We start from the raw sequence: 24,133 nt of genomic DNA, 5'->3' as shown, positions 1-24,133 counted from the left end.
GGAGTTAAAAAATGGGTGAACCGAAGAATGGCATGAGTTGCTCGACGGGATGCTGGGCACTTGCCGCTGGCATCGGTCTGATCACCTTTGTGATTTTGACGATCATGAGTGGTTTCAGCTTATTTGCCGCTTTGTTCTTGGGGCTGTTGGTTTTTGTTCTTTCGGGGCTGCTGTTCAACTGGCTGTTCTGCGCAAGCAATGACGCCGCCACTTCGACAACAACCGCGACATCTTCCACATCTGCACCGGCGGCCGCTGCCGCGTCTGGCGCTGCTGCTGCGACACCTGCGGCGGCGACACCCGCCAGCACAGAGACCTCTGGCGCTGTAAAGTCGAAGACCACGCTGGCTGGTGAAGATGAACTTGCGAGCCGCAAGGGCGACTGGAAATACGAAGGCGATGCTGCAAGCGACGCATCTGCATCGGCAGACGCGGAAGCACCTGCTGCAAGCGCAGCTGCCGAACCTGCTGCTGCCGAAGCGTCTGCTGCGTCGGTATCGACATCCACCGCTGCGGCCCCCGCCGCGACACCGGTGAAGTCGAACACCACGCTTGCAGGTGAGGAAGAGCTGGCCAGCCGTAAGGGCGAGTGGAAATACGAAGCCCCCGCCAAAGAAAAGGCACCGGCGAAAAAGCCAGCGGCTAAGAAGGCACCTGCAAAGAAGGCGGCTGAAAAGAAGCCTGCGGCCAAGAAAGCACCGGCCAAGAAGGCGGCAGCACCCGAGGCTGCACCTGCGGCGGCGGCAACCGACGCTGGCACCAAGCCTGCGGCGCTCAAAAAACCCCGTGCAGGCGGCGCAGACGATCTGAAAATGATCAAAGGCGTTGGCCCCAAGCTGGAAGAGATGCTGCATTCGCTGGGCTTCTACCACTACGATCAGGTCGCGGCGTGGAAAGACGCCGAGGTCGCATGGGTTGACCAGAACCTCAAAGGCTTCAAGGGCCGCGCGACGCGCGACGCTTGGGTCGAACAGGCCAAACTTTTGGCTGCGGGCGAAGAGACCGAGTTCTCCAAGCGCGCGTCGAAAGACGGCACGTACAAATAAAGGGGCTTAAATCGCGATGACGAAAACCGATCCTACAGTACGACAAGGGCGCATTCTTGCGCTGGTCGTTGCCGGATTGGGCATCTTCTGGATCGCGATCACCGCTCTTGGGGGTGCGTTGGACTGGAGCCAGCGCACCCGCGCATTGTTCGATCTGGCCGTGCTGGCTGGTTTCGGATGGGCACTTTGGATGATCTACCAACTCTGGCGGTCCCGCCAGAAGGACAAGGACTAGGCAATGCTGCAGGATCAGGATCGCATCTTTACCAACATCTACGGGATGCATGACCGCACCCTGAAAGGTGCGCAGGCGCGCGGCCATTGGGATGGCACCGCGAACATCATCAAGAAAGGCCGCGACTGGATCGTGGACGAGATGAAGAAATCCGGTCTGCGTGGTCGCGGTGGTGCGGGCTTCCCCACCGGCCTGAAATGGTCCTTCATGCCCAAGGAAAGCGACGGTCGTCCGTCTTATCTTGTGGTCAACGCTGACGAATCCGAGCCCGGTACATGTAAAGACCGCGAAATCATGCGCCACGATCCGCACACGCTGATCGAAGGCTGCCTGATCGCGTCCTTCGCGATGAATGCGAACGTCTGCTACATCTACATCCGTGGCGAATACATCCGTGAACGCGAAGCGCTGCAGAACGCGATCGACGAGGCCTATGATGCTGGTCTGGTTGGTAAGAATGCTGCCGGTTCCGGTTGGGACTTTGATATCTTCGTCCACCACGGCGCGGGCGCATATATCTGCGGTGAAGAAACCGCGCTGCTGGAAAGCCTTGAAGGCAAAAAGGGCATGCCCCGCATGAAGCCGCCGTTCCCGGCGGGTGCGGGTCTTTATGGCTGCCCGACAACTGTGAACAACGTTGAATCCATCGCCGTTGTCCCGACGATCCTGCGTCGTGGCGGTGACTGGTTCTCGTCCTTCGGTCGTCCGAACAACGCAGGCACCAAGCTGTTTGCAATCTCGGGCCACGTGAACAACCCCTGCGTTGTCGAAGAGGCGATGTCGATTTCTTTCGAAGAACTGATCGAAAAGCACTGCGGCGGTATCCGTGGCGGTTGGGATAACCTGAAAGCGGTTATTCCGGGCGGTTCGTCGGTTCCTTGTGTGCGCGGTGAAAACATGCGCGAAGCGATCATGGATTTTGACTATCTGCGCAATGATCTGCAGTCCGGTCTGGGGACCGCAGCTGTGATCGTCATGGATCAGTCCACAGACATCATCAAAGCGATCTGGCGTCTGTCCAAGTTCTACAAGCACGAAAGCTGCGGTCAGTGTACGCCGTGCCGTGAAGGCACAGGCTGGATGATGCGCGTGATGGATCGTCTTGTGAAAGGTCAGGCAGAGGTCGAAGAAATCGACATGTTGCTGGACGTGACCAAGCAGGTCGAAGGCCACACAATCTGTGCCTTGGGTGACGCGGCAGCATGGCCGATCCAGGGTCTGATCCGGAACTTCCGGGACGAGATCGAAGATCGCATCAAAGACCAGCGCGCCGGTCGTATCGCGGCTGAATAACACCACCGTCCGGCGCGTCAGTGTCGGCACAGCGGAGTGACAGGAATGGGTAAGACAGTTCTGATTTTGGCCGCACTGGCCATGTTGGCGTCCTGCGGCAAGGGCAGCCGCACCCAGTTCGAGGGCGAATACTATCGCGCCTCGGCCAAAGCTCCGCGTAAGGAACGCCAGAACTTTGTTGCCACCGCTGGCCCGATCAGCCGTGGCATCGAAGGTGCCGCAGCGGCCGCTTTCTACGAGGCGACCAAGCACTGCATCAAATACTACGGCACATCCGACATCGAGTTCGCCTTCGATCCGGAAACCCCTGTTGATCAGCTGCCGCGTGATGGCGACCGGATCGTTCTGCGGGGGACATGTCAGGAATGATCGGTTTCACCGCACATACAGGCGGGAAATCGCCGTGGTTATTGCATAGCAATGGCCACAATCCCCATCTCTCGGGCGATGCCCCTGCGTTTCTGCGGGGTGCTTTGTCTTGTTTAGGAGAGATGACATGACACCGGTAAAAACATCGATCGCACTGGCTCTGACCGCGACTTTCATGGCGACGTCCGCCGTGGCGAAACCGCCGCTGCGCGATGTGCCCGAGATTGACGATGCTCTGTTGATGGTCGCGATTGCGGATGATCTTCGCAAAAACTGCGATGACATCGACGCCCGTATGATCAAGGCCCTGACGCATATCCAGGGACTGAAAAGCAAAGCCCGTTCGCTGGGTTACTCTGACGAGGAAATCAAGGCGTACACGGGGTCGAAAGACGAACAGAAAAGAATGCGTGCACGCGGTGAAGAATACCTCGCCGAACGTGGTGTGGATCGAAAGAACGACGCCGCCTATTGCACCTTTGGCAAACAAGAAATAGCGAAGGGCAGCCAAATCGGCGTTCTTCTTAAAGCAAGGTGAGACGAGACAGATGTCAGACCTCCGCAAGGTAATCATCGACGGCAATGAAATCGAAGTTGATGGCGCGATGACGCTGATTCAGGCCTGTGAAGTGGCCGGTATCGAAATCCCGCGTTTTTGCTATCACGAACGTCTGTCGATCGCCGGTAACTGCCGGATGTGCCTTGTTGAGGTTGTAGGCGGCCCGCCCAAGCCGGCGGCCTCCTGTGCCATGCAGGTGCGTGATCTGCGTCCTGGCCCCGAAGGCCAGCCGCCGCAGGTCCGCACGAACTCGCCCATGGTGAAAAAGGCGCGTGAAGGCGTCATGGAATTCCTGCTGATCAACCACCCGTTGGATTGCCCGATCTGTGACCAGGGTGGCGAATGCGACCTGCAGGATCAGGCTATGGCCTATGGCGTTGATTTCAGCCGCTATCGTGAACCGAAGCGCGCCAATGCCGATCTGGATCTGGGTCCGCTGGTCGAAACCCACATGACGCGCTGCATTTCCTGCACACGTTGTGTCCGTTTCACGACCGAAGTCGCCGGTATCACGCAGATGGGCCAAACAGGTCGCGGCGAAGACGCCGAGATCACGTCCTATCTGGGCCAAACGCTTGATTCCAACATGCAGGGCAACATCATCGACCTGTGTCCGGTTGGTGCGCTGGTATCCAAGCCCTACGCCTTCACTGCGCGTCCTTGGGAACTGACGAAAACAGAATCCATCGATGTGATGGATGCTCTGGGCTCTGCGATCCGCGTGGATACCAAAGGCCGCGAAGTCATGCGCTTCCTGCCGCGTAACAACGACGGCGTGAACGAAGAATGGATTTCGGACAAAACCCGTTTCGTCTGGGACGGCCTGCGTCGCCAGCGCCTGGATCGCCCGTACATCCGCGAAAACGGCAAACTGCGCCCCGCAACATGGCCCGAGGCCCTGTCGCTGGCAGCAGAAAAGCTGGCGTCGGCCACGAAAGTTGCCGGTCTGGTTGGCGATCTGGTGTCGACCGAGGCCGCATTCGCCCTGAAAACTCTGGTTTCCGAATTTGGCGGTGCAATTGAATGCCGTACAGACGGCGCGAAGCTGCCTGCTGACAACCGTTCGGGCTATGTTGGCACCGCGTCCATCGAAGATATCGACAGCGCCAAGTTCATTCAGCTGATCGGCACCGATCCCCGTACAGAAGCTCCGGTTCTGAACGCCCGCATCCGTAAGGCATGGGCCGCTGGTGCGAACGTCGGTCTGGTTGGCGAAGCCGTTGATTTGACATACGAATATGCGCACGTCGGCACCGACCGCGCAGCGCTAGAAGGCCTGCTGAACAAAGAGTTCGGCGCGGTCAAAGACGCACCTTCCGTAATCATCATCGGTCAGGCCGCCCTGCGTGGCGAAGACGGCGCTGCCGTTCTGGCTGCCGCGATGAAGTTGGCAGATGCGACGAACTCCAAGTTCATGGTACTACACACAGCCGCTGGCCGTGTGGGCGCGATGGACATCGGTGCAGTCACCGAAGGCGGCATCGAAGCCGCGATGGACGGTGCCGATGTGGTCTACAACCTTGGCGCAGACGAAATCGAAATCGCCAAAGGTCCGTTTGTTATCTACCAAGGCAGCCACGGCGACCGCGGTGCACACCGCGCTGACGTGATCCTGCCGGGTGCTGCTTACACTGAAGAAAACGGTCTGTTCGTAAACACCGAAGGTCGCCCGCAACTGGCGTTCCGCGCCGGTTTCGCACCGGGTGAGGCCAAGGAAAACTGGGCCATCCTGCGTGCGCTGTCTGCCGAAGCGGGCAAAACGCTGCCGTTCGACAGCCTTGCGCAGCTGCGTCAGGCGCTGGTCGCGGCGGTTCCGCATCTGGCCAAGGTGGACGACGTTCCTGAAAACGAATGGAAGTTGGAAGACGCTGGCAAGCTGGGGCAGGGCGCCTTTGGCGCAGCGGTCGCAGATTTCTACCTGACCAACCCGATTGCACGTGCGTCGCAGCTGATGGCGGAACTCTCTGCCAACGCGAAAGCGCGCAAAGAGACACAGATCGCCGCGGAGTAATATGATGCGGTTCGACACCACATCACTCTCTCTCGCGGTTGTCGCGGGGGCATTGGCCGGATGCGAGCCTGTCGAGACAGTCGACAGGGATTCGTTGCCGTTCAATCCCGTGTATAACGGGGTCGAGACACGTCTTCTGGACGGTGATCTGGTGTCGTTTCTGGTCGAGATGCGCGGTGCGCGTGACTCGATCGATGTTGAGAACTATGCAGAATGCGCTGCGGCGCAGTATACGCTGATACGAGGCTACGGTTTCGCACGGCATTTACGCACAAATGTCACCGAAGAGGGTGGCCTCTGGCGCGCAGATGCGGTTTACACCATCTCGCCAGCCCTCCCGCGCGGGCTGAAGACGATCGATGCCGAAGTCACCGCCTTCAACTGCGCGGACAATGGAATACCGATGGTGTGAGGACCCGATGTCTGAATTTCTGACCACTCCCGGCGGAACCGCCCTTCTGATCGTGGCGCAGTGCCTCGCAGTCCTGAGCTTTGTGATGATCAGCTTGCTGTTCCTTGTGTACGGCGACCGTAAGATCTGGGCGGCTGTCCAGATGCGTCGTGGCCCGAACGTCGTTGGCGTCTTCGGTCTGCTTCAAACAGTGGCTGACGCCCTGAAATATGTCGTGAAAGAGGTGGTTATCCCCGCCGGCGCGGACCGCACGGTCTTTATGCTGGCCCCGATGATCAGCTTTGTTCTGGCGATGATCGCATGGTCGGTGATCCCCTTCACGGACACATGGGTTCTGTCGAACATCAACGTGGCGGTACTGTTCGTCTTCGCGGTGTCCTCGCTTGAGGTATACGGCGTGATCATGGGCGGCTGGGCATCGAACTCGAAATACCCGTTCCTCGGTTCGCTCCGGTCCGCCGCTCAGATGATTTCCTACGAAGTATCGCTGGGCCTGATCATCATCGGCGTGATCATCTCGACCGGTTCGATGAACTTCGGTGACATCGTTCGCGCGCAGGACGGATCCTATGGCTTCTTCAACTGGTACTGGCTGCCGCACTTCCCGATGGTGTTCCTGTTCTTCATCTCGGCGCTGGCAGAAACCAACCGTCCGCCGTTCGACCTTCCCGAAGCGGAATCCGAACTGGTTGCGGGCTACCAGGTTGAATACAGCTCGACCCCATTCCTGCTGTTCATGGCTGGTGAATACATCGCGATCTTCCTGATGTGTGCCCTGACAACGCTGCTGTTCTTCGGCGGCTGGCTGTCCCCGATCCCGGGTATTCCGGATGGTGCGCTGTGGATGGTTGCCAAGATGGGCTTCTTCTTCTTCCTCTTCGCCATGGTGAAGGCAATCACACCGCGCTACCGCTATGACCAGCTGATGCGCATCGGTTGGAAAGTGTTCCTGCCGCTCAGCCTTGGTTGGGTTGTGTTTGTCGCCTTTGCCGCCAAGTTCGGCTGGTTCTGGGGCCTATTCGCCCGCTGGACCACAGGCGCCTGAGGATAGCGCGCTTTCGGGCGCATGACTGATAACGAACCCGGAGGGTTTGAGATGACACAGATCGATTACACCCGCGCGGCCAAGTATTTCCTGCTGCAGGATTTCTGGCAGGGCATGAAACTGGGCCTGAAGTACTTCTTCGCGCCCAAGGCCACCGTGAACTATCCTCACGAAAAGGGCCCGCTGTCCCCGCGTTTCCGCGGTGAGCACGCGCTGCGCCGCTATCCCAACGGGGAAGAGCGCTGCATTGCTTGCAAACTGTGCGAAGCGATCTGCCCTGCACAGGCGATCACCATCGACGCGGAACCCCGCGAAGACGGCAGCCGCCGCACCACGCGCTATGACATCGATATGACCAAATGCATCTACTGTGGTTTCTGTCAGGAAGCCTGCCCTGTGGATGCGATTGTCGAAGGCCCGAACTTCGAATTCTCGACCGAGACCCGCGAAGAGCTTTACTACGATAAAGAAAAGCTGCTTTCGAACGGCGAACGTTGGGAAGCTGAAATCGCTCGCAATCTGGAACTGGATGCGCCTTACCGATGATCCATGCGCTGTCGGATAACACCCCCTTCAAGGGCTTTGACGCGGTCACATTTGTAGTGACAGCGCGCGGCGTTGTGGGGGCGGTACAGACGTCCGGCAAATCATTCACTTCGGAGACGGCAGCATGAACACTGGCAAGACCCCGTTCGAGCTGATGATGGCGCAAGCGCAGGAAATGGCGAAAGCGTTCAATCCGGCGCTGGAAAACTTCAGCCCCTCGGGGTTTGAAAAGCTATGGCCGACCATGCCCAAGGAAATCATGGAGATGGCCTTTGGCAAAGGCATCTCCAAGGACGGGCTGGATGCAAAGACACGTCTTTTGCTGACGCTGGCCGGTCTGACCATGCAGGGTGCGCAGGCTGATGCGCAAATCCGGCTAACCGTGCGCCACGCGCTCGAGGCCGGAGCCACAAAAGAAGAAATTGCCGAAACCATCGCACAAATGTCGATGTTTGCCGGCTTACCCGCTATGACACGCGCAATGGATTTGGCGCGTGACGTCATGGCTGACGACAAGGATGACGAATAATGACCGTTTTTGCCTTTTATCTGTTCGCCATCAGCACGATTGTGGGCGGCCTGTTCACAGTCATCAGCCGTAACCCCGTTCATTCGGTGCTTTGGCTGATCCTCGCATTCCTCAGTTCGGCTGGTCTGTTTGTTCTGCTGGGCGCCGAATTCGTCGCGATGCTTTTGGTTATCGTCTACGTTGGCGCGGTCGCGGTTCTGTTCCTGTTCGTCGTGATGATGCTTGATGTGGATTTCGCCGAACTGAAGGCGGAAATGTCGCGCTACCTGCCGTTGGCACTTCTGATCGGCATCGTGATCCTGATGCAGTTCACCATCGCGTTCGGCGAATGGCAGACATCCGAGGCCGCAGCAGGTCTGGTTGCGCAGGCGACACCCGAAGGCCGCCATAACACAGAAGCGCTGGGTCTGATCCTGTATGACGACTACTTCCTGCTGTTCCAGCTGGCAGGTCTGATCCTGTTCGTTGCGATGATCGGTGCGATTGTTCTGACACTGCGCCACCGTTCGGACGTTAAGCGTCAGGATGTTCTGGCCCAGATGTATCGCGATCCGGCGACAGCCATGGAACTGCACGATGTGAAACCGGGGCAGGGTCTCTGATCCTTGCCTTGGCCCGCCAAGTCGCGCGGGCCGAAAACTAGGGAAAGTGCCGTGGGTAAACCACGGTGTGTACTGATGAAAACGGGACCAATAAGGGCCCGGTTGGGAAGCGGGCGTAAGCCCAGAGGGACGACATGATCGGACTTGAACATTATTTGACAGTCGCGGCGACATTGTTCGTCATCGGCATCTTTGGACTGTTCCTGAACAGGAAGAACGTCATCATTCTTTTGATGTCGATCGAATTGATGCTGCTGGCGGTAAACATCAATCTGGTCGCCTTCTCTTCCTTCCTGAATGATCTGGTTGGGCAGGTGTTCACGCTGTTTGTCCTGACCGTTGCGGCAGCAGAGGCGGCGATTGGCCTTGCCATTCTCGTCTGCTTCTTCCGCAACCGCGGCACGATCGCCGTGGAAGACGTCAACGTGATGAAAGGCTGATCCGATGGAAACGCTCATCCTATTTGCCCCATTGGTGGGCGCGCTCATTGCGGGGTTTGGCTGGAAGTTTACCGGCGAAACTGTTGCGCAGTGGATCGCCACCAGCCTTCTGTTCCTTGCGGCAATCCTGTCTTGGGTTGTCTTCCTGACGTTCGACGGCACAACCGAACAGATCCAAATCCTGCGCTGGATCGAAAGTGGCACGCTGTCCACTGACTGGTCGATCCGTCTGGACCGTCTGACTGCGATCATGCTGATCGTGATCACCTCGGTCTCGGCCTTGGTGCACCTGTATTCGATGGGCTACATGGCCCATGACGACAACTTCAAAGAGGGCGAGAACTACAAAGCGCGCTTCTTTGCGTACCTGTCCTTCTTTACCTTCGCCATGCTTATGCTGGTCACATCGGACAACCTTGTTCAGATGTTCTTCGGCTGGGAAGGCGTGGGCGTCGCATCCTACCTGCTGATCGGTTTCTACTACAAAAAGCCGTCCGCAAACGCGGCTGCGATCAAGGCGTTTGTCGTCAACCGTGTCGGTGACTTCGGCTTTGCGCTGGGTATCTTCGGCTTGTTCTTCTTGGTGGACTCGATCCGCTTTGACGACATCTTTGCTGCGGCACCCGCACTGGCAGAAACCAACCTGACCTTCCTGTGGACCGAATGGAACGCCGCAAACCTGCTGGCCTTCCTGCTGTTCATCGGTGCGATGGGTAAATCGGCTCAGTTGATCCTGCACACATGGCTCCCGGATGCGATGGAAGGCCCGACACCTGTTTCGGCCCTGATCCACGCGGCGACCATGGTTACTGCGGGTGTCTTCCTTGTTTGCCGTATGTCGCCCCTGATGGAATTCGCTCCCGAGGCGATGTCGTTTGTAACATTCCTTGGCGCAACAACGGCCTTCTTTGCTGCGACCGTCGGTCTGGTTCAGAACGACATCAAACGCGTCATCGCCTATTCGACATGTTCCCAGCTGGGTTACATGTTCGTAGCTGCCGGTGTCGGTGTTTACTCGGTCGCGATGTTCCACCTGTTCACGCACGCGTTCTTTAAAGCGATGCTGTTCCTTGGTGCGGGTTCCGTGATCCACGGCATGCACCACGAACAGGACATGCGGAACTACGGTGGTCTGCGTAAAAAGCTGCCCTACACATTCTGGGCGATGATGATCGGCACGCTGGCGATCACCGGTGTTGGTATTCCGCTGACACACATCGGTTTCGCGGGCTTCCTGTCGAAAGACGCCGTGATCGAAAGCGCGTATGCAGGCACCGCAGGTGGCTATGCCTTCTGGATGCTGGTTGTGGCGGCTCTGTTCACTTCGTTCTACAGCTGGCGCCTGATCTTCCTGACGTTCTTCGGCGAAGCACGCGGCGACAAGCACACGCATGAGCACGCGCATGAAAGCCCGATGGTCATGCTGGCCCCGCTGGGTGTTCTGGCGCTGGGTGCGGTGTTCTCGGGTATGGTCTGGTACAACAGCTTCTTTGGTCACACCGACACGGTCGCCAAGTTCTTTGGTGTGCCTTATGCCGAAGCAACCGAGCATGGTGCAGACGATGCTGCGCATAAAGCAGACGACGACCATGGCGAAGAAGCCATGCACGGCGAAGAAGGTGAGCATCATTATGTCTTTACCGGTCAGCCGGGCGAAGGTGCGATCTATCAAGCACCGGACAACCACGTCCTGACCGAAGCACATGAAGTGCCCAAGTGGGTCAAGGTCAGCCCGTTCATCGCGATGATCATCGGTCTGGCAACCGCCTACTGGTTCTACATTGTGAACCCAGCGCTGCCCAAGCGTCTGGCCGAAAGCCAGCGTCCGCTCTACCAGTTCCTGCTGAACAAATGGTACTTCGACGAAATCTACGACTTCGTGTTCGTGAAGCCTGCGATGGCCATTGGCCGCTTCCTGTGGAAGCGCGGTGACGGTCAGGTGATCGACGGTTCGATCAACGGCGTTGCCATGGGCATCATCCCGTTCTTCACACGTCTCGCAGGGCGCGCGCAGTCCGGCTACATCTTTACTTACGCATTCGCCATGGTGATCGGCATCGCTGTTCTGATCACATGGATGACGCTCACAGGAGGAGCGGAATAATGTACAACCTTCTGTCCATTGTTACCTTCCTGCCTGCGCTGGCAGCTGTCATTCTGGCGGTCTTCCTGCGTGGTGACGACGAAGCAGCGGCGCGCAATGCAAAATGGTGCGCGCTGGCCGCGACGGCTGCGACGTTCCTTGTTTCGCTTCTGATCCTTGCCCAGTTCGACCCGTCGAACACCGACTTCCAGATGGTGGAAACCGGTGAATGGTTGCTGGGTCTTCAGTACAAGATGGGTGTCGACGGTATCTCGGTTCTGTTCGTGATGCTGACAACCTTCATCATGCCGCTGGTCATTGCTGCCAGCTGGGATGTGAAGACACGCGTCAAGGAATACATGATCGCCTTCCTGCTGCTTGAAACGCTGATGCTCGGCGTGTTCATGGCGCTGGATCTGGTGCTGTTCTACCTGTTCTTCGAAGCCGGCCTGATCCCGATGTTCCTGATCATCGGAATCTGGGGTGGCGCGAACCGCATCTACGCGTCGTTCAAGTTCTTCCTGTATACCTTCCTCGGCTCGGTTCTGATGCTGGTGGCGATGGTTGCGATGTTTGCCGATGCTGGCACAACAGACATCCCGACGCTGCTGCAGCACAACTTCTCGGCAGCTGGTTTCAACATTGCGGGTGTCCATGTGGTGGGCGGTTTGCAAACGATGCTGTGGCTGGCGTTCTTTGCCTCCTTCGCGGTGAAAATGCCGATGTGGCCTGTCCACACTTGGTTGCCTGACGCGCACGTTCAGGCCCCGACGGCGGGTTCCGTTGTTCTGGCGTCGATCCTGCTGAAGATGGGTGGCTATGGCTTCCTGCGCTTCTCGCTGCCGATGTTCCCAGTTGCGTCTGATCTTCTGGCGCCGCTGGTGTTCTGGATGTCGGCTATCGCGATTGTTTACACATCGCTGGTCGCCATGGTTCAGGAAGACATGAAAAAACTGATCGCGTATTCGTCGGTCGCACACATGGGCTATGTCACCATGGGTATCTTTGCTGCCAACCAGCAGGGTATCGACGGTGCGATCTTCCAGATGATCAGCCACGGCTTCATCTCGGGCGCGCTGTTCCTTTGCGTTGGCGTGATCTACGACCGTATGCACACACGCGAGATTGACGCCTATGGCGGTCTGGTAAACCGGATGCCGGCCTATGCGCTGATCTTCATGCTGTTCACCATGGCAAACGTTGGCCTTCCAGGCACATCGGGCTTTATCGGTGAATTCCTGACGTTGATGGGTATCTTCCAGGTCAACACATGGGTCGCGATGGTTGCCACAACAGGTGTGATCCTGTCGGCGGCCTATGCCCTGTGGCTCTATCGCCGCGTTGTGATGGGTGACCTGATCAAGGAAAGCCTGCGCACAATCACTGACATGACCACACGCGAAAAGGCGATTTTCGCACCGCTGGTCGTGATGACAATCTGGATGGGCGTATATCCGGCCCCGATCCTTGACCGGATCGGACCGTCGGTTGCCGCGCTTGTCACTGACTATGAAACCGCCGTTGCCGCAGCACCCGCTGTGACGCATGTGGCCACAGACGCTTCGCACTGAGGACCAAGACAATGATCGGGACTGACCTCTCTATAATCTTGCCCGAGATCGTATTGGCGGTATTCGCCATGCTGGCGCTTGTTGTTGCGGTGTATACCCGCAAGGACGCGCTCGCTCCGGTAATGGTCTGGGCGACCGCAGGTATCTTTGTGGCTCTGGCGCTCTGGATTGCTGGTGGTGGCAACACAACCAAGGTGGCCTTTGGCGGCAGCTTCATCGACGACGGCTTTGCCCGCTTTGCTAAGGTGATGATCCTTGTATCAGCCGCGGCCATTCTTGTGATGAGCCAGGATTTCATGGCGAAACGCGGGTTCCTGCGTTTCGAATATCCGATGCTGGTGGCCCTGTCCGTTGTGGGCATGATGGTCATGGTATCGGCTGGCGATCTGATGTCGCTTTACATGGGCCTCGAATTGCAATCGTTGGCGCTTTACGTCGTGGCATCCTTGCGTCGTGACAGCGTGAAATCGACCGAAGCGGGTCTGAAGTACTTTGTGCTCGGCGCGCTGTCCTCCGGTCTGCTGCTTTATGGTGCATCGCTGGTTTACGGCTACACAGGCACAACCCTGTTCTCGGGCATCATTGGTGCGGTTGAAGGTGAAGGCGTGTCTGTCGGACTGCTGTTCGGTCTGGTCTTCCTGATGGCCGGTCTGGCCTTTAAAGTGTCCGCAGTTCCGTTCCACATGTGGACACCAGACGTTTACGAGGGTTCGCCCACACCGGTTACAGCCTTCTTTGCGACGGCCCCCAAAGTCGCCGCCATGGCGCTGTTTGCCCGTCTGATGTTCGATGCCTTCGGCACAATCACAGAGCAATGGCAGCAGGTCATCGCGTTCCTGTCGGTTCTGTCGATGTTCCTTGGCGCGGTTGCAGCCATTGGTCAGACAAACATCAAGCGTCTGATGGCATTCTCGTCCATCGCGCACATGGGCTTTGCCCTGATGGGTCTGGCCGCTGGTACGGCGCTGGGTGTTCAGGCGATGCTGATCTACATGGCGATCTATGTCACCATGAACATCGGTACCTTCGCGTTCATCCTGTCCATGTCCCGTGACGGTCAGCCGGTAACGGACATCGCGTCGCTGAATATGTATTCCAAGAAAGAGCCTGGTCGCGCACTGGCAATGCTGGTTCTGCTGTTCAGCCTTGCCGGCGTTCCGCCGCTGGTTGGCTTCTTCGGCAAACTGTACGTTCTGCGCGCGGCCTATGATGCAGGTCTGGCATGGCTGGCGGTTGCCGGTGTGGTCGCATCCGTGATCGGCGCCTTCTACTACCTGCGCCTCGTGTTCTTCATGTACTTCGGCGAAGAGCGTGACGATGGTCTGGACGCAGGCGGTTCGCCGATCCAGTGGGCCTTCCTCATGGTATCGGCCGTGATCATGGTCGCCGGTGTTGTGAACCTGTTCGGGATCGAAGGCATCGCAGAAGCCGCCGCAGCAACCCTGTTGCAGTGATCGGCACATAGAATTGAAAATCGAATACGACGCGTCCCAAGGGGCGCGTCGTATTGCTTTGAAACACCCCTGAATTCCGGAACGAACAGACATGAGCGATTGGCCCAAGGGATACGGAGTAATCATCCTCGATACCGTGGACAGCACCAACGCCGAAGCGGCGCGCCGTGCCGATGTGGATCAGGGCGCGTTCTGGATCATGGCGCATGAGCAGACGGCAGCACGTGGCCGACGGGGCAGGGCATGGGCCAACCCCAAAGGCAACCTTGCCGCCACACTGGTCCTGCGCCCAGTCGGTCCGCCGCAACTGTTCGCGTTGCGGTCTTTCGTGGCCTCTTTGGCGCTCTATGATGCGCTGGTCTCTGTTACAGGCCGACCGGAGGCGTTCTCGTTGAAGTGGCCGAACGATGTGCTGCTGAACGGTGGCAAGCTCGCGGGCATTCTGCTGGAAACCGTTGGGCGGTCTCAGGCTTTGGCGATAGGTATCGGTGTGAACCTGCAAAACGCGCCCCATCAGGCCGAAGTCGAAGAGGGCGCGGTACGCCCCGTCTCGCTGGTGTCAGAAACCGGTGCAGACGTTGATACCGAAACCTTCCTGACCGAACTGGCGGCGGCTTTTGCCGTCCGCGAACATTCCTTGGCAACGTATGGCTTTGGCCCGACGCGCGAAGCATGGCTCGCGCGCGCCGCGCGCTTGGGTGAGGTCATAACAGCACGGACCGTAACGTCCGAAACCGTCGGAACCTTTGAGACGGTGGACGCATCGGGCAATCTTGTCTTAAAGACCAGCAAGGGCCGCGAAAGCATTGCGGCGGCTGATGTCTTTTTCTGAGGGGGCGAAGCACATGCTTCTGGCCATCGACTGCGGGAACACGAATACGGTCTTTTCCATCTGGGACGGGACCAGCTTTATCGCGACGTGGCGGACCGCGACGGACCATAACCGGACGGCGGACCAGTATTATGTCTGGCTGTCGACCCTGATGGCTGCCCAGAAAATCGACGCTGAAATCACCGATGTGATCATCTCGACCACAGTGCCGCGTGTGGTGTTCAACCTGCGCGTCCTGTCGGATCGCTATTTTAACACCCGGCCGCTGGTGGTGGGTAAGCCTGAATGCGACCTGCCGGTTGACGTGCGCGTCGATGCGGGCACGCAAGTCGGGCCTGACCGCCTTGTAAATACGGTTGCGGGTTACGATCTGTATGGGGGTGACCTGATCGTGGTCGATTTCGGCACCGCAACAACCTTCGACGTTGTGGCCGCTGATGGCGCCTATATCGGTGGGGTGATTGCGCCGGGTGTGAACCTGTCGCTGCGCGCCCTGCACGAAGCCGCCGCTGCCCTGCCGCATGTCGATATCACCAAGCCGAACAAGGTGATCGGCACCAACACAGTAGAGTGTATGCAATCCGGCGTGTTCTGGGGATATGTCGGCGTCATTCGCGAAATCTGTTCAAGAATTAAGACGGAGCGCGACCGTCCTATGAAAATCATCGCGACGGGAGGGCTGGCCCCGTTGTTCCAGCAACACGAAGAGCTATTTGACGACTGGAAGGACGAGCTGACGATGCACGGACTGACTGTCATCCATCAGCACAACGTTACCAAAGGAAACTAACCGCTTATGAGCGAGAACCGCATTATCTACCTGCCCCTCGGTGGGGCCGGTGAGATTGGTATGAACTGCTATGTCTACGGATATGGCAAACCGGATGAAGAACGCCTGATCGTTGTCGATCTCGGCGTGACCTTCCCGGATATGGACACGTCACCGGGCGTGGACCTGATCTTTGCTGACATCACGTGGCTGAAAGAACGCCGCGACCGGATCGAGGCGATCTTTATCACCCACGCACACGAAGACCACGTTGGCGCCGTGGGGCACTATTGGGAACAGCTTGGCGCGCCGATCTATGCGCGTGCCTTCACTGCCAACATCGCCCGCCACAAGATGGCCGAGCATGGCCATTCGCCCGAAACCGTGCGCACGGCCTCGGCATGGCCGGAAACGATTACGGCAGGCCCGTTCACCGTTGGCTTTATGCCGATTTCGCATTCGATTCCCGAAAGTTCGGGACTGGTTATCGACACACCTTCGGGCCGTGTTGTGCACACTGGTGACTTTAAAATCGACGAAACGCCGGTCGTGGGCGAACCCTTCGACCGCGACGCGTGGGCCGAGTTGGGTCGGTCGGGAGTTAAGGCACTGGTCTGCGATTCAACCAACGTGTTTTCGCATCACGAAGGCCGCTCCGAGGCGCTTGTCGGCCCCGAGGTCGAAAAGCTTTTGCGCAGCGCGTCTGGAATGGTCGTCGCAACAACGTTTGCGTCGAACGTCGCACGTCTAAAAACGCTGGCCGAGGCTGGCGTCAAAGCGGGCCGTTCCATCGTTCTGATGGGCCGCGCGATGCGCCGCATGGTCGAAGCAGCTGTTGAAACGGGTGTCTTGAAAAACTTCCCCTCGGTTGTTCCGGTTGAAAACGCCAATGACATTCCGCGTGAAAACCTCATGCTGATCGTGACAGGGTCCCAAGGCGAACGCCGCGCGGCCTCTGCCCAACTGGCACGGGGCAAACACTTCGGGATCGAACTGAAGGAAGGCGACCTTTTCCTGTTCTCGTCGAAAACGATTCCGGGCAACGAAAAGGGCGTTATCCGCATCATGAACCAGCTGTCCGAACTGGGCGTTGATGTGGTTGATGACAGCTCGAACCTGTATCACGTATCCGGTCACGCAAACCGCCCCGATCTTGAGGCGATGCATGATCTGGTCAAGCCGCAGATCGTTATTCCGATGCACGGTGAACACCGTCACCTGCGCGAACATGCCAAGATTGCCGACAGCAAGGGCATGCAAGGCGTACTGGCTGTCAACGGGACCATGGTTGATCTGACAGGCAACGCCCCCAAGATCGTCGATTACATCGAAACAGGCCGCACATATCTGGACGGCTCCGTTCAAATCGGGGCACTTGATGGCATCGTGCGTGACCGTATCCGGATGGCGCTGAATGGTCATGTGATGGTCACGGTCATTCTGGATGAAGCGGACGAACCTCTGGGTGATCCGTGGTGTGATCTGAACGGTCTGCCGGAAACAGGCCGCAGCCGTCATTCGCTGGTCGAGATGCTGGAAGAAGAACTGGGGCAGGCGCTCATGCGCGCTGGCCGCAAGGTTCTGGCCGATGACGACAAGATCGAAGAGACCCTGCGTCGCGCGGCACGGAATGCCTGCCAGAACGAGATCGGCAAAAAGCCCGAGATCACAGTCGTGGTGTCGCGCCTTTCGGCCTGACAACCGACGACTGGTGAAACGAAAAAGGCCTGATCGAATGATCAGGCCTTTTTGTATTCTATTTTTAAAAAATCAGCTTGCGCGGCGTTCTTCAAAGCTCATGGCGATGAAGGACGGCATGTGATCGCCCATGCCAACGACCTTGTCGTCATTGCCGCGGCCACGACGGTTGTTGTCGCTTTTCTTGCGGTCATTCCGATCGTTGCGATCATTCCGCTCTTTTGCCTGCGGCTCTTCCTGCTGCATTGGCGCGGCTTCGGTCGCCTCGGATTGTTGATCTTTACTGCGGCTCCCACGGCCACTGCGGCTGCGGCGCTTGGGTTTTTCTTCTTTCGCCTCTTCCGGTGTCGCAGACGCTTCGACAACGTCACCCAGAGGATTTTCAAGGCGCGGGATCTCTTTCTGGATCAGCGTCTCGATATCGGCAAAGTTCTTGTCGTCACGCGGGCCACAAATCATCACGGCCTTACCGTCACGACCGGCACGGCCTGTACGACCGATACGGTGCACATAGTCTTCTGCGTGGCTGGGAACATCGTAGTTGAACACGTGGCTGACCGACGGCACGTCCAGACCACGGGCGGCAACGTCAGACGCCACAAGGATCTTCAGCTCGCCACCACGGAACTTGTCCAATGTGGCCGTCCGCTGCGACTGGTCCAGATCGCCATGGATCGGGGCCGCGTCGACGCCGTGTTTGTTCAGCGATTTCGCGACGATATCCACGTCCATCTTGCGGTTGCAGAAGACAACCGCGTTGACCAGCTTATCACCTTCGGCATCGATCAGGCTGCGCAGAATGGTGCGCTTTTCCTTATCGGCACGATCACGGCGCGACGGTTTGAACATCACCACACCCTGTTCGATCCGCTCGGACGCGGTGGCCTGACGGGCCACTTCGACACGCTCGGGCGCGGAGAGGAAGGTGTTTGTGATCCGTTCGATTTCCGGTGCCATGGTGGCCGAGAAGAAAAGCGTCTGGCGCGTGAACGGCGTGAGCGAGAAGATGCGTTCGATATCGGGAATAAAGCCCATGTCCAGCATCCGGTCGGCTTCGTCCACCACCATGATCTGAACGCCTGTCAGCAGCAGCTTACCGCGTTCGAAATGGTCCAGAAGACGGCCAGGCGTCGCGATCAGAACGTCAACGCCCTTATCGATCAGCTGGTCTTGTTCCTTAAAGCTGACGCCGCCGATCAACAGCGCCTTGGTCAGCTTTACGTGTTTTGCATAGGTGTCAAAGTTTTCCGCTACCTGAGCAGCCAGTTCACGCGTCGGGCACAGAACAAGGCTGCGCGGCATACGTGCGCGGGCGCGGCCACGGGCCAGAAGGGTGATCATCGGCAGCGTAAAGCTGGCGGTTTTCCCGGTACCGGTCTGGGCGATTCCCAGAACGTCCTTGCCCTCAATCGCGGCGGGAATTGCGCCTGCCTGAATGGGCGTTGGGGTTTCATAGCCAGCTTCTTCGATGGCTTTCAGCACTTTGGGGCTGAGGTTCAGATCAGAAAATTTCGTCATTTGTATCCGAGTTTTACGGACACAACTGCGGCCCGTACATCAACGTATGTGTGGGACCCGAATGGTCGCCGAGCGGTAGCAGTGGCCGCTTTAGTGTGGCCCGTCTAGCGAAAACTGGTGAAATCGTCAATCTACGCCCGTGATTTAAGGCGGATTGCCCTTTGGTCAAAGGTTGAAGTGTTTAGAAAGCAACGCCTTGGGCTGGAAATCGATTTGCCGCAACAGCCCTTCTTTGTCTAACGCTGCCCGCAGAGAGGGCGTTGCGGTCGCGACGTCCTCGTAAAACTGCCGCAAGGCCGCTACGCCACCGTCTGCTTCGATGGTTTGAAACAGATCATGAAGGGACATCGAGCGATCCCGTTTGACCTGCGGTTTCAGATCGGCGCGATACGACCCGCGTTCCAGACGAAAGCGGTAGGCGTGAATAAAGTGATCCCAACTGTCGGCATGGAAATGGGCAAGCGAGATCTGGCTCAGTTCCACCATGCCGGGGTTCTGGACGTCGTCGCGGATCACATTGTGGATTTTGATATCCAGACCTTTGTGGCCCGTGCGGAAGAACAACTTGCCCGCGACATGACTTAGAAAGCCGCCTGACAGATGTTCTGACCATCTAGAAAAGCAACGGTCTGTCGCGGCTTGGCGCAGCTTCGGGTCCCGATGAAAGGCTTTGAAATAACGCGAGTTTTCAGGATCGCCTTCGGCCGGAGCCAATGCCTCGATCGGCCGGACACGGGCGCAGAAGGTGTCTTGTGGCAGGTTGGCCAGAACCTCGGCTACGGACTGGTCCGGGATCAGGAATTCATCCACGTCGATATGCGCCAACCAGTCCACGTCGGGCTTTTGGTTGTTGGCGTGTCGCGCATTGGCGCATTGGCGTACCTGATGTTTGACAGGGCGGCGGTTGCGTTTTTCCCACCACGCTTCATCAGTGTGGATCGCGCGGATTTTCGGATGCGCATTCAGGATGGCCTGCGTTTCCGGATCGGGATCGTCGAGGTAGATGAACAGCCTGTCGGCACCAAGGTCCAGATGCCACGCAGCGAATTCCAGCACCTTTTGCTGCCGGGCATTGGTCGTGGTGACAATTCCCCAGCGGGTCATGGCAGATCCCCGAACACACGCCTGACGGCGCCATCCAGATCAAAGTCATGTTCCACCAACATTCCATGTTCAGACAGGCGTTGCCGCAAATCGGGCGTGTCCAAGGCGACTTCGTTAAACAGCGCGCGCAGCCCGTCTTCGCCGTCTTCTTCGATCAGAAGGTCCAGAATGTCGCCCAACAGAATCTTGTCCGGATCGTCGGTTTTGCGCCGGTACGACCCTTTGGTCTGGCGGAATTCGAGGTGCTGTTTGAAATGTTCCCACGACGGGGCGTGGAAATGGGCCACCGCGACCGACGTCAGGTCTTGGTTATCGGTGATTTCCGTGCCTTGGTACTTCAGCGTGTGAATGCCGAAACGGGCATCTTCAATACCTGTCCGCGCAAAGACCTTGCCCGAAACGTGGCTAAGAAACCCGCCCCAGAGGTGCATGCCAAAGGTGGGATAGATATCTTCCAACTTGGCCTTGGCGACGCCCGCCGCCAGATGGGTGCGTTTGAATGCGGTTGGCGTGCGTGCGTCATCTGCCAGCGCCTCGATCGCTGGAATGCGCAGAAAGGCGGTTTTGGGCGATGCCGTTGCCAGAGCCGAGACAATATCGCTGTCGGGCAGCAGGAATTCGTCCACGTCGATATGCGCAAGCCAGTCGATGCTGCCAGCGGCCTCGCGTAACGTCCGCGTGGCATTGAAGGCCTGTCTCAACTGGTGCTGCTCCATCCGGTTTTTGCCCGTGGCCTTCCAGTAGGCATCATCACACTGGATGATTTTGACTTGGCTGAAGGGCGCAAAATAGTCCGCAACCGCGGCATCAGGTTCATCCAGATAAATCCAGATTTCATGTGCGCCCAATTCAAGGTGATGCGCCACGAAGCGCGCAATGTCAGTAAGCGGCGCTTTGATCGTCGCAACAATGCCCCAACGAAGGGTTCTGACATCTAAAGCGCGCGGGTTGTCCGGTACGACAACCGGGTTGGGCGCTTCTGCCTCATGCGCACCTGCGGGGCGTTCTTCCTGACGTTTTTTGCGTTTGCGCATGGTCATCAGGCGGCGAAAAACAGTGCGGTCGTCGTGAATAAGAAGATCGATCAGATGCTGGGCCAAGGGGGCAACGACAGGGTCCTGACAGGCCTCTTGCCAGAGCCGCCCGAGCATATTCACGTCCAACCCGCCGCTGGTGATCGAATAGGGATCCATCTCAAGCGGAAGGGACGCGCGCACTTTGTCCTTCAGGGCAAAGGGTTTGTCGGGCGTCTTTCCGGAATACAGGCGTTCGTTTTCATAAAGCTTCATTGTGCCGAACAGCGTCGACAGCGCCAAACCCGTGCTGCGCTGGATGGCGTTCACGCCATGATCCCCAAAGGTGGTGATCGCAGAGACAAGCCAGCGGGCATCAAGATGCTTGAGAAGATGGTCATACTCCTCGGCCCAGATTTTCTGGAAAAGGGCAGGGGCATGATCGGGAAAAGATCGTTTGCGCAGATGCGCGATGGTCAACCCGTGAAGGGCGCAAAGCTCGGACGAGCCATACAGTTCGCGACGCACCTCAAAGGTCTTGCGGTGATGATCCGACCGGAAGGGGCGTTCAAATTCCGGCTGCTTTTCGGGGTTTGGAACGATCAGTTGTGTCAGCGCGTGCAGATCGGTGTCCAAGCCTGCCAGCGCCTCGTCCTTGGCAAAGCCCAAAGCATCGCGGCGGCCTTCCATCTGTTTCAGGACGGCCTGTATGCCACCGGGATAGGTGGGCGTTTTATCACTCTCGCGACTGCTCATGGCGCAACCTTGGCCGAGTGGCGCGGACCGGGCAAGATTGATCGCACCGGATATCGCGCCGCTGTGGCAGGATCAGGACAAGTTTTCAGACGTTTCGGGGCCTTACGCCTTATCCGACCATCATTTCCTTGGTCGACGACAGGGTAATTTCCGGATTGTCGCGGACAACACGATCAATGTCCCACTGAAGGCGGGTCATATAGACGACGTCGCCATCGTTATCGTGGGCAATGTGCTGTTTGTTCGCGTTCACGAACTTGTCCACGTCGTCTTTCTTGCCGTGCACCCAACGGGCCGAGGTGAACTGAGACGCCTCAAAGCGCACAGGCAGGCCGTATTCCAGTTCGATCCGGCTGCCCAGAACTTCGAACTGAAGCGCGCCAACAACGCCGACGATAAAGCCCGAGCCGAAGGCGGGTTTGAACACTTTGGCCGCGCCCTCTTCGGCAAACTGCATCAGCGCCTTTTCAAGGTGCTTGGCCTTCATCGGGTCGCCTGCACGGCAGCTTTGCAGCAGTTCCGGCGCGAACGACGGGATGCCTGTGACCTTGATGGATTCGCCTTCGGTCAGCGTGTCGCCAATGCGCAGCTGGCCGTGGTTCGGGATGCCGATGATATCGCCGGCCCATGCCTCTTCCGCCAGTTCACGGTCAGAGGCGAGGAACAGCACGGGGTTCGAAATTGCCATGGGCTTTTTCGTGCGCACATGCGTCAGCTTCATGCCACGCTGGAAGTGGCCCGACGACAAGCGCAGGAACGCCACGCGGTCGCGGTGCTTCGGGTCCATGTTGGCCTGTACCTTGAACACAAAGCCCGAGACCTTCTTTTCCTCTGGCGCGATTTCACGCGGCTCGGCCCGGGTCGGTTGGGGTTCGGGCGCAAGACGACCTATGCCTTCCATCAATTCCTTCACGCCGAAAGAGTTGATGGCAGAACCGAACCAGATCGGCGTCAGGTGACCTTCAAGAACGGCTTGGGCATCAAGCGGCGGCAGCAGTTCGCGGGCCATTTCGACCTCTTCACGCAGCTGTTCCAGCAACTCGGCAGGCACGTGTTCGGCCAATTTCGGATCGTCCAGACCTTCCAGCTTGATCGACTCGGCGACCTTGTTCCGGTCGGCACGGTCCATCAGTTCCAGCCGGTCGTTGATCATGTCGTATGCGCCAAGGAAATCGCGACCAACCCCGATGGGCCAGGACGCAGGCGTGACGTCAATCGCCAGATTTTCCTGAATTTCGTCAATGATCTCGAACGTGTCGCGGCTTTCGCGGTCCATCTTGTTACAGAAGGTCAGGATCGGCAGATCACGCAGGCGGCAGACCTCGAACAGCTTTTGTGTCTGGCTTTCAACACCCTTCGCGCCGTCGATCACCATCACAGCCGCATCCACCGCCGTCAGGGTGCGATAGGTGTCTTCGGAAAAGTCCGAGTGACCGGGGGTGTCGACAAGGTTGAAGCGATACTTGCCGAAATCAAACGACATCGCCGAGGCCGAGACCGAGATACCGCGGTCTTTTTCCATTTGCATAAAGTCCGATCGCGTGCGGCGGGCTTCACCCTTGGCACGGACCTGACCGGCCATCTGGATCGCCCCGCCGAAAAGCAGGAACTTTTCGGTCAGCGTCGTCTTACCCGCGTCGGGGTGAGAGATGATCGCAAAGGTACGGCGCCGCGCGATTTCGGGCGGCAATTCGGGGCGGTTTGAAGCGGTATCCAACATGCCCGCGCATATACCTGCGCGATGGGGCGGCGGCAATGGGGTTAGATCATCGCCAGCCCACTGCCGGAATTGTTGTGGACGTGGACATGGAATCAGCGTATCGATGAGAACATTATGTGAACATGAGATTGGAGTGGGGCTGTGACGCTAGAAGAAATTGCAAACGCATTGGTTGAAGGATGCCGGAAGGGCGAAGAACTGGCCAATCTGGATGTGCTGTATGCGCCCGATGCGGTGTCGATTGAACCGCGGGATATGGAGGGGCAGCCAGAGGGCAGCCGCCGGACCGAAGGTTTAGATGGCATCAAGGGCAAGCACGCGTGGTTCGAAAGCGCGATTGAGTTGCATGAGCAGGTTGTCGAAGGGCCGTTTTTGCACGGGACAGACCGCTTTGCCGTTTGCTTCAAGATTGATGCAACAGATCGCGCAACCGGTCAGCGGATGCCCATGCATGACGTTGGCGTCTACACCGTTGCGAACGGAAAGATCGTGCAAGAAGAGTTTTTTTATTGATCTGATCGAGCGCGG

General features: G+C 58.0%; 23 protein-coding genes. 19 read left to right on the top strand and 4 right to left on the bottom strand.

Annotated elements, in window-relative coordinates:
• The first annotated feature begins 11 nt into the window (after positions 1–11).
• The 18 genes from AC4FIA_RS05290 (at position 12) to AC4FIA_RS05205 (ending at position 17,494) form a co-directional block, all read left to right on the top strand.
• Complete coding sequence (locus AC4FIA_RS05290; RefSeq protein ID WP_490364978.1) at positions 12–1,046, top strand: helix-hairpin-helix domain-containing protein; 1,035 nt, start codon at positions 12–14, stop codon at positions 1,044–1,046.
• Between the two features lie 16 nt (positions 1,047–1,062).
• Complete coding sequence (locus AC4FIA_RS05285; RefSeq protein WP_103908649.1) at positions 1,063–1,281, top strand: DUF5337 domain-containing protein; 219 nt, start codon at positions 1,063–1,065, stop codon at positions 1,279–1,281.
• Between the two features lie 3 nt (positions 1,282–1,284).
• Positions 1,285–2,574: an NADH-quinone oxidoreductase subunit NuoF gene (nuoF, locus tag AC4FIA_RS05280; RefSeq protein WP_490364977.1), complete on the top strand. Its 1,290-nt coding sequence runs from the start codon at positions 1,285–1,287 to the stop codon at positions 2,572–2,574.
• Positions 2,575–2,619: 45 nt separating this feature from the next.
• The gene (locus tag AC4FIA_RS05275; RefSeq protein ID WP_103908647.1) at positions 2,620–2,943 is read left to right on the top strand and encodes a hypothetical protein; all 324 of its coding nucleotides are present in this window, start codon (positions 2,620–2,622) and stop codon (positions 2,941–2,943) included.
• Positions 2,944–3,070: 127 nt separating this feature from the next.
• The gene (locus AC4FIA_RS05270) at positions 3,071–3,481 is read left to right on the top strand and encodes a DUF5333 domain-containing protein (protein WP_200813145.1); all 411 of its coding nucleotides are present in this window, start codon (positions 3,071–3,073) and stop codon (positions 3,479–3,481) included.
• Positions 3,482–3,491: 10 nt separating this feature from the next.
• Positions 3,492–5,513, top strand: a complete 2,022-nt coding sequence (nuoG, locus tag AC4FIA_RS05265; RefSeq protein WP_490364976.1) for an NADH-quinone oxidoreductase subunit NuoG — start codon at positions 3,492–3,494, stop codon at positions 5,511–5,513.
• 4 nt (positions 5,514–5,517) lie between these two features.
• Positions 5,518–5,925 (top strand): YNQ4 family lipoprotein, encoded by a 408-nt coding sequence (locus tag AC4FIA_RS05260; protein WP_407703006.1) that lies wholly within the window; start codon positions 5,518–5,520, stop codon positions 5,923–5,925.
• A gap of 7 nt (positions 5,926–5,932) precedes the next feature.
• Positions 5,933–6,970 carry an NADH-quinone oxidoreductase subunit NuoH gene (gene nuoH / locus AC4FIA_RS05255; protein ID WP_103908644.1) on the top strand — a complete coding sequence of 346 codons (1,038 nt, stop codon included), beginning with the start codon at positions 5,933–5,935 and terminating at the stop codon, positions 6,968–6,970.
• A gap of 51 nt (positions 6,971–7,021) precedes the next feature.
• Positions 7,022–7,516, top strand: a complete 495-nt coding sequence (gene nuoI, locus AC4FIA_RS05250; RefSeq protein ID WP_103909369.1) for an NADH-quinone oxidoreductase subunit NuoI — start codon at positions 7,022–7,024, stop codon at positions 7,514–7,516.
• Between the two features lie 124 nt (positions 7,517–7,640).
• On the top strand, positions 7,641–8,045 hold the full coding sequence (locus AC4FIA_RS05245; protein WP_103908642.1) for a carboxymuconolactone decarboxylase family protein: 405 nt from the start codon (positions 7,641–7,643) through the stop codon (positions 8,043–8,045).
• The gene (locus tag AC4FIA_RS05240; RefSeq protein ID WP_103908641.1) at positions 8,045–8,647 is read left to right on the top strand and encodes an NADH-quinone oxidoreductase subunit J; all 603 of its coding nucleotides are present in this window, start codon (positions 8,045–8,047) and stop codon (positions 8,645–8,647) included. The genes AC4FIA_RS05245 and AC4FIA_RS05240 overlap by 1 nt, the downstream gene beginning before the upstream one ends.
• Before the next feature lie 134 nt (positions 8,648–8,781).
• On the top strand, positions 8,782–9,087 hold the full coding sequence (gene nuoK, locus AC4FIA_RS05235) for an NADH-quinone oxidoreductase subunit NuoK (RefSeq protein ID WP_103908640.1): 306 nt from the start codon (positions 8,782–8,784) through the stop codon (positions 9,085–9,087).
• 4 nt (positions 9,088–9,091) lie between these two features.
• Entirely contained in the window at positions 9,092–11,191 is a 2,100-nt protein-coding gene (nuoL, locus tag AC4FIA_RS05230; RefSeq protein WP_490364975.1) for an NADH-quinone oxidoreductase subunit L, read from the top strand.
• Positions 11,191–12,741, top strand: coding sequence for an NADH-quinone oxidoreductase subunit M (locus AC4FIA_RS05225; protein ID WP_490364974.1), 1,551 nt, complete (start codon positions 11,191–11,193; stop codon positions 12,739–12,741). The genes nuoL and AC4FIA_RS05225 overlap by 1 nt, the downstream gene beginning before the upstream one ends.
• Before the next feature lie 11 nt (positions 12,742–12,752).
• Positions 12,753–14,195, top strand: a complete 1,443-nt coding sequence (gene nuoN / locus AC4FIA_RS05220; protein ID WP_103908637.1) for an NADH-quinone oxidoreductase subunit NuoN — start codon at positions 12,753–12,755, stop codon at positions 14,193–14,195.
• Positions 14,196–14,286: 91 nt separating this feature from the next.
• Positions 14,287–15,027 carry a biotin--[acetyl-CoA-carboxylase] ligase gene (locus AC4FIA_RS05215; RefSeq protein WP_490364973.1) on the top strand — a complete coding sequence of 247 codons (741 nt, stop codon included), beginning with the start codon at positions 14,287–14,289 and terminating at the stop codon, positions 15,025–15,027.
• A gap of 13 nt (positions 15,028–15,040) precedes the next feature.
• Positions 15,041–15,817 carry a type III pantothenate kinase gene (locus AC4FIA_RS05210; RefSeq protein ID WP_103908635.1) on the top strand — a complete coding sequence of 259 codons (777 nt, stop codon included), beginning with the start codon at positions 15,041–15,043 and terminating at the stop codon, positions 15,815–15,817.
• A gap of 6 nt (positions 15,818–15,823) precedes the next feature.
• Positions 15,824–17,494 (top strand): ribonuclease J, encoded by a 1,671-nt coding sequence (locus AC4FIA_RS05205; RefSeq protein WP_490364972.1) that lies wholly within the window; start codon positions 15,824–15,826, stop codon positions 17,492–17,494.
• Positions 17,495–17,566: 72 nt separating this feature from the next.
• Here AC4FIA_RS05205 and AC4FIA_RS05200 read toward each other — a convergent pair whose 3' ends face one another.
• The 4 genes from AC4FIA_RS05200 to AC4FIA_RS05185 form a co-directional block, all read right to left on the bottom strand.
• Entirely contained in the window at positions 17,567–19,012 is a 1,446-nt protein-coding gene (locus AC4FIA_RS05200; RefSeq protein ID WP_490364971.1) for a DEAD/DEAH box helicase, read from the bottom strand.
• Between the two features lie 165 nt (positions 19,013–19,177).
• Entirely contained in the window at positions 19,178–20,116 is a 939-nt protein-coding gene (locus tag AC4FIA_RS05195) for a glycosyltransferase family 2 protein (RefSeq protein WP_490364970.1), read from the bottom strand.
• Positions 20,113–21,885, bottom strand: a complete 1,773-nt coding sequence (locus AC4FIA_RS05190; RefSeq protein WP_490364969.1) for a glycosyltransferase family 2 protein — start codon at positions 21,883–21,885, stop codon at positions 20,113–20,115. The genes AC4FIA_RS05195 and AC4FIA_RS05190 overlap by 4 nt, the downstream gene beginning before the upstream one ends.
• Before the next feature lie 109 nt (positions 21,886–21,994).
• On the bottom strand, positions 21,995–23,605 hold the full coding sequence (locus AC4FIA_RS05185) for a peptide chain release factor 3 (protein ID WP_287473222.1): 1,611 nt from the start codon (positions 23,603–23,605) through the stop codon (positions 21,995–21,997).
• Positions 23,606–23,746: 141 nt separating this feature from the next.
• Here AC4FIA_RS05185 and AC4FIA_RS05180 point away from each other — a divergent pair, with 141 nt between their 5' ends.
• Positions 23,747–24,118 carry a SnoaL-like domain-containing protein gene (locus AC4FIA_RS05180; RefSeq protein ID WP_490364968.1) on the top strand — a complete coding sequence of 124 codons (372 nt, stop codon included), beginning with the start codon at positions 23,747–23,749 and terminating at the stop codon, positions 24,116–24,118.
• Positions 24,119–24,133 lie beyond the last annotated feature (15 nt).

The organism is Thalassococcus sp. (assembly GCF_982780845.1).
Note: the sequence above shows the minus strand (reverse complement) of the source record. Positions and strands in the feature narration are given on the sequence as shown.

Bases quoted from the DNA above. Each gene is read 5' to 3' on its own strand.
- AC4FIA_RS05290 (WP_490364978.1), top strand. From the start codon at position 12: ATGGGTGAACCGAAGAATGGCATGAGTTGCTCGACGGGATGCTGGGCA.
- nuoK (WP_103908640.1), top strand. From the start codon at position 8,782: ATGATCGGACTTGAACATTATTTGACAGTCGCGGCGACATTGTTCGTC.
- AC4FIA_RS05185 (WP_287473222.1), bottom strand. From the start codon at position 23,605: ATGTTGGATACCGCTTCAAACCGCCCCGAATTGCCGCCCGAAATCGCG.
- AC4FIA_RS05270 (WP_200813145.1), top strand. From the start codon at position 3,071: ATGACACCGGTAAAAACATCGATCGCACTGGCTCTGACCGCGACTTTC.
- AC4FIA_RS05205 (WP_490364972.1), top strand. From the start codon at position 15,824: ATGAGCGAGAACCGCATTATCTACCTGCCCCTCGGTGGGGCCGGTGAG.
- AC4FIA_RS05210 (WP_103908635.1), top strand. From the start codon at position 15,041: ATGCTTCTGGCCATCGACTGCGGGAACACGAATACGGTCTTTTCCATC.
- AC4FIA_RS05240 (WP_103908641.1), top strand. From the start codon at position 8,045: ATGACCGTTTTTGCCTTTTATCTGTTCGCCATCAGCACGATTGTGGGC.
- nuoL (WP_490364975.1), top strand. From the start codon at position 9,092: ATGGAAACGCTCATCCTATTTGCCCCATTGGTGGGCGCGCTCATTGCG.
- AC4FIA_RS05225 (WP_490364974.1), top strand. From the start codon at position 11,191: ATGTACAACCTTCTGTCCATTGTTACCTTCCTGCCTGCGCTGGCAGCT.
- nuoN (WP_103908637.1), top strand. From the start codon at position 12,753: ATGATCGGGACTGACCTCTCTATAATCTTGCCCGAGATCGTATTGGCG.
- nuoF (WP_490364977.1), top strand. From the start codon at position 1,285: ATGCTGCAGGATCAGGATCGCATCTTTACCAACATCTACGGGATGCAT.
- AC4FIA_RS05200 (WP_490364971.1), bottom strand. From the start codon at position 19,012: ATGACGAAATTTTCTGATCTGAACCTCAGCCCCAAAGTGCTGAAAGCC.
- AC4FIA_RS05260 (WP_407703006.1), top strand. From the start codon at position 5,518: ATGCGGTTCGACACCACATCACTCTCTCTCGCGGTTGTCGCGGGGGCA.
- AC4FIA_RS05190 (WP_490364969.1), bottom strand. From the start codon at position 21,885: ATGAGCAGTCGCGAGAGTGATAAAACGCCCACCTATCCCGGTGGCATA.
- AC4FIA_RS05285 (WP_103908649.1), top strand. From the start codon at position 1,063: ATGACGAAAACCGATCCTACAGTACGACAAGGGCGCATTCTTGCGCTG.
- nuoG (WP_490364976.1), top strand. From the start codon at position 3,492: ATGTCAGACCTCCGCAAGGTAATCATCGACGGCAATGAAATCGAAGTT.
- AC4FIA_RS05195 (WP_490364970.1), bottom strand. From the start codon at position 20,116: ATGACCCGCTGGGGAATTGTCACCACGACCAATGCCCGGCAGCAAAAG.
- AC4FIA_RS05215 (WP_490364973.1), top strand. From the start codon at position 14,287: ATGAGCGATTGGCCCAAGGGATACGGAGTAATCATCCTCGATACCGTG.
- AC4FIA_RS05245 (WP_103908642.1), top strand. From the start codon at position 7,641: ATGAACACTGGCAAGACCCCGTTCGAGCTGATGATGGCGCAAGCGCAG.
- AC4FIA_RS05275 (WP_103908647.1), top strand. From the start codon at position 2,620: ATGGGTAAGACAGTTCTGATTTTGGCCGCACTGGCCATGTTGGCGTCC.
- nuoH (WP_103908644.1), top strand. From the start codon at position 5,933: ATGTCTGAATTTCTGACCACTCCCGGCGGAACCGCCCTTCTGATCGTG.
- nuoI (WP_103909369.1), top strand. From the start codon at position 7,022: ATGACACAGATCGATTACACCCGCGCGGCCAAGTATTTCCTGCTGCAG.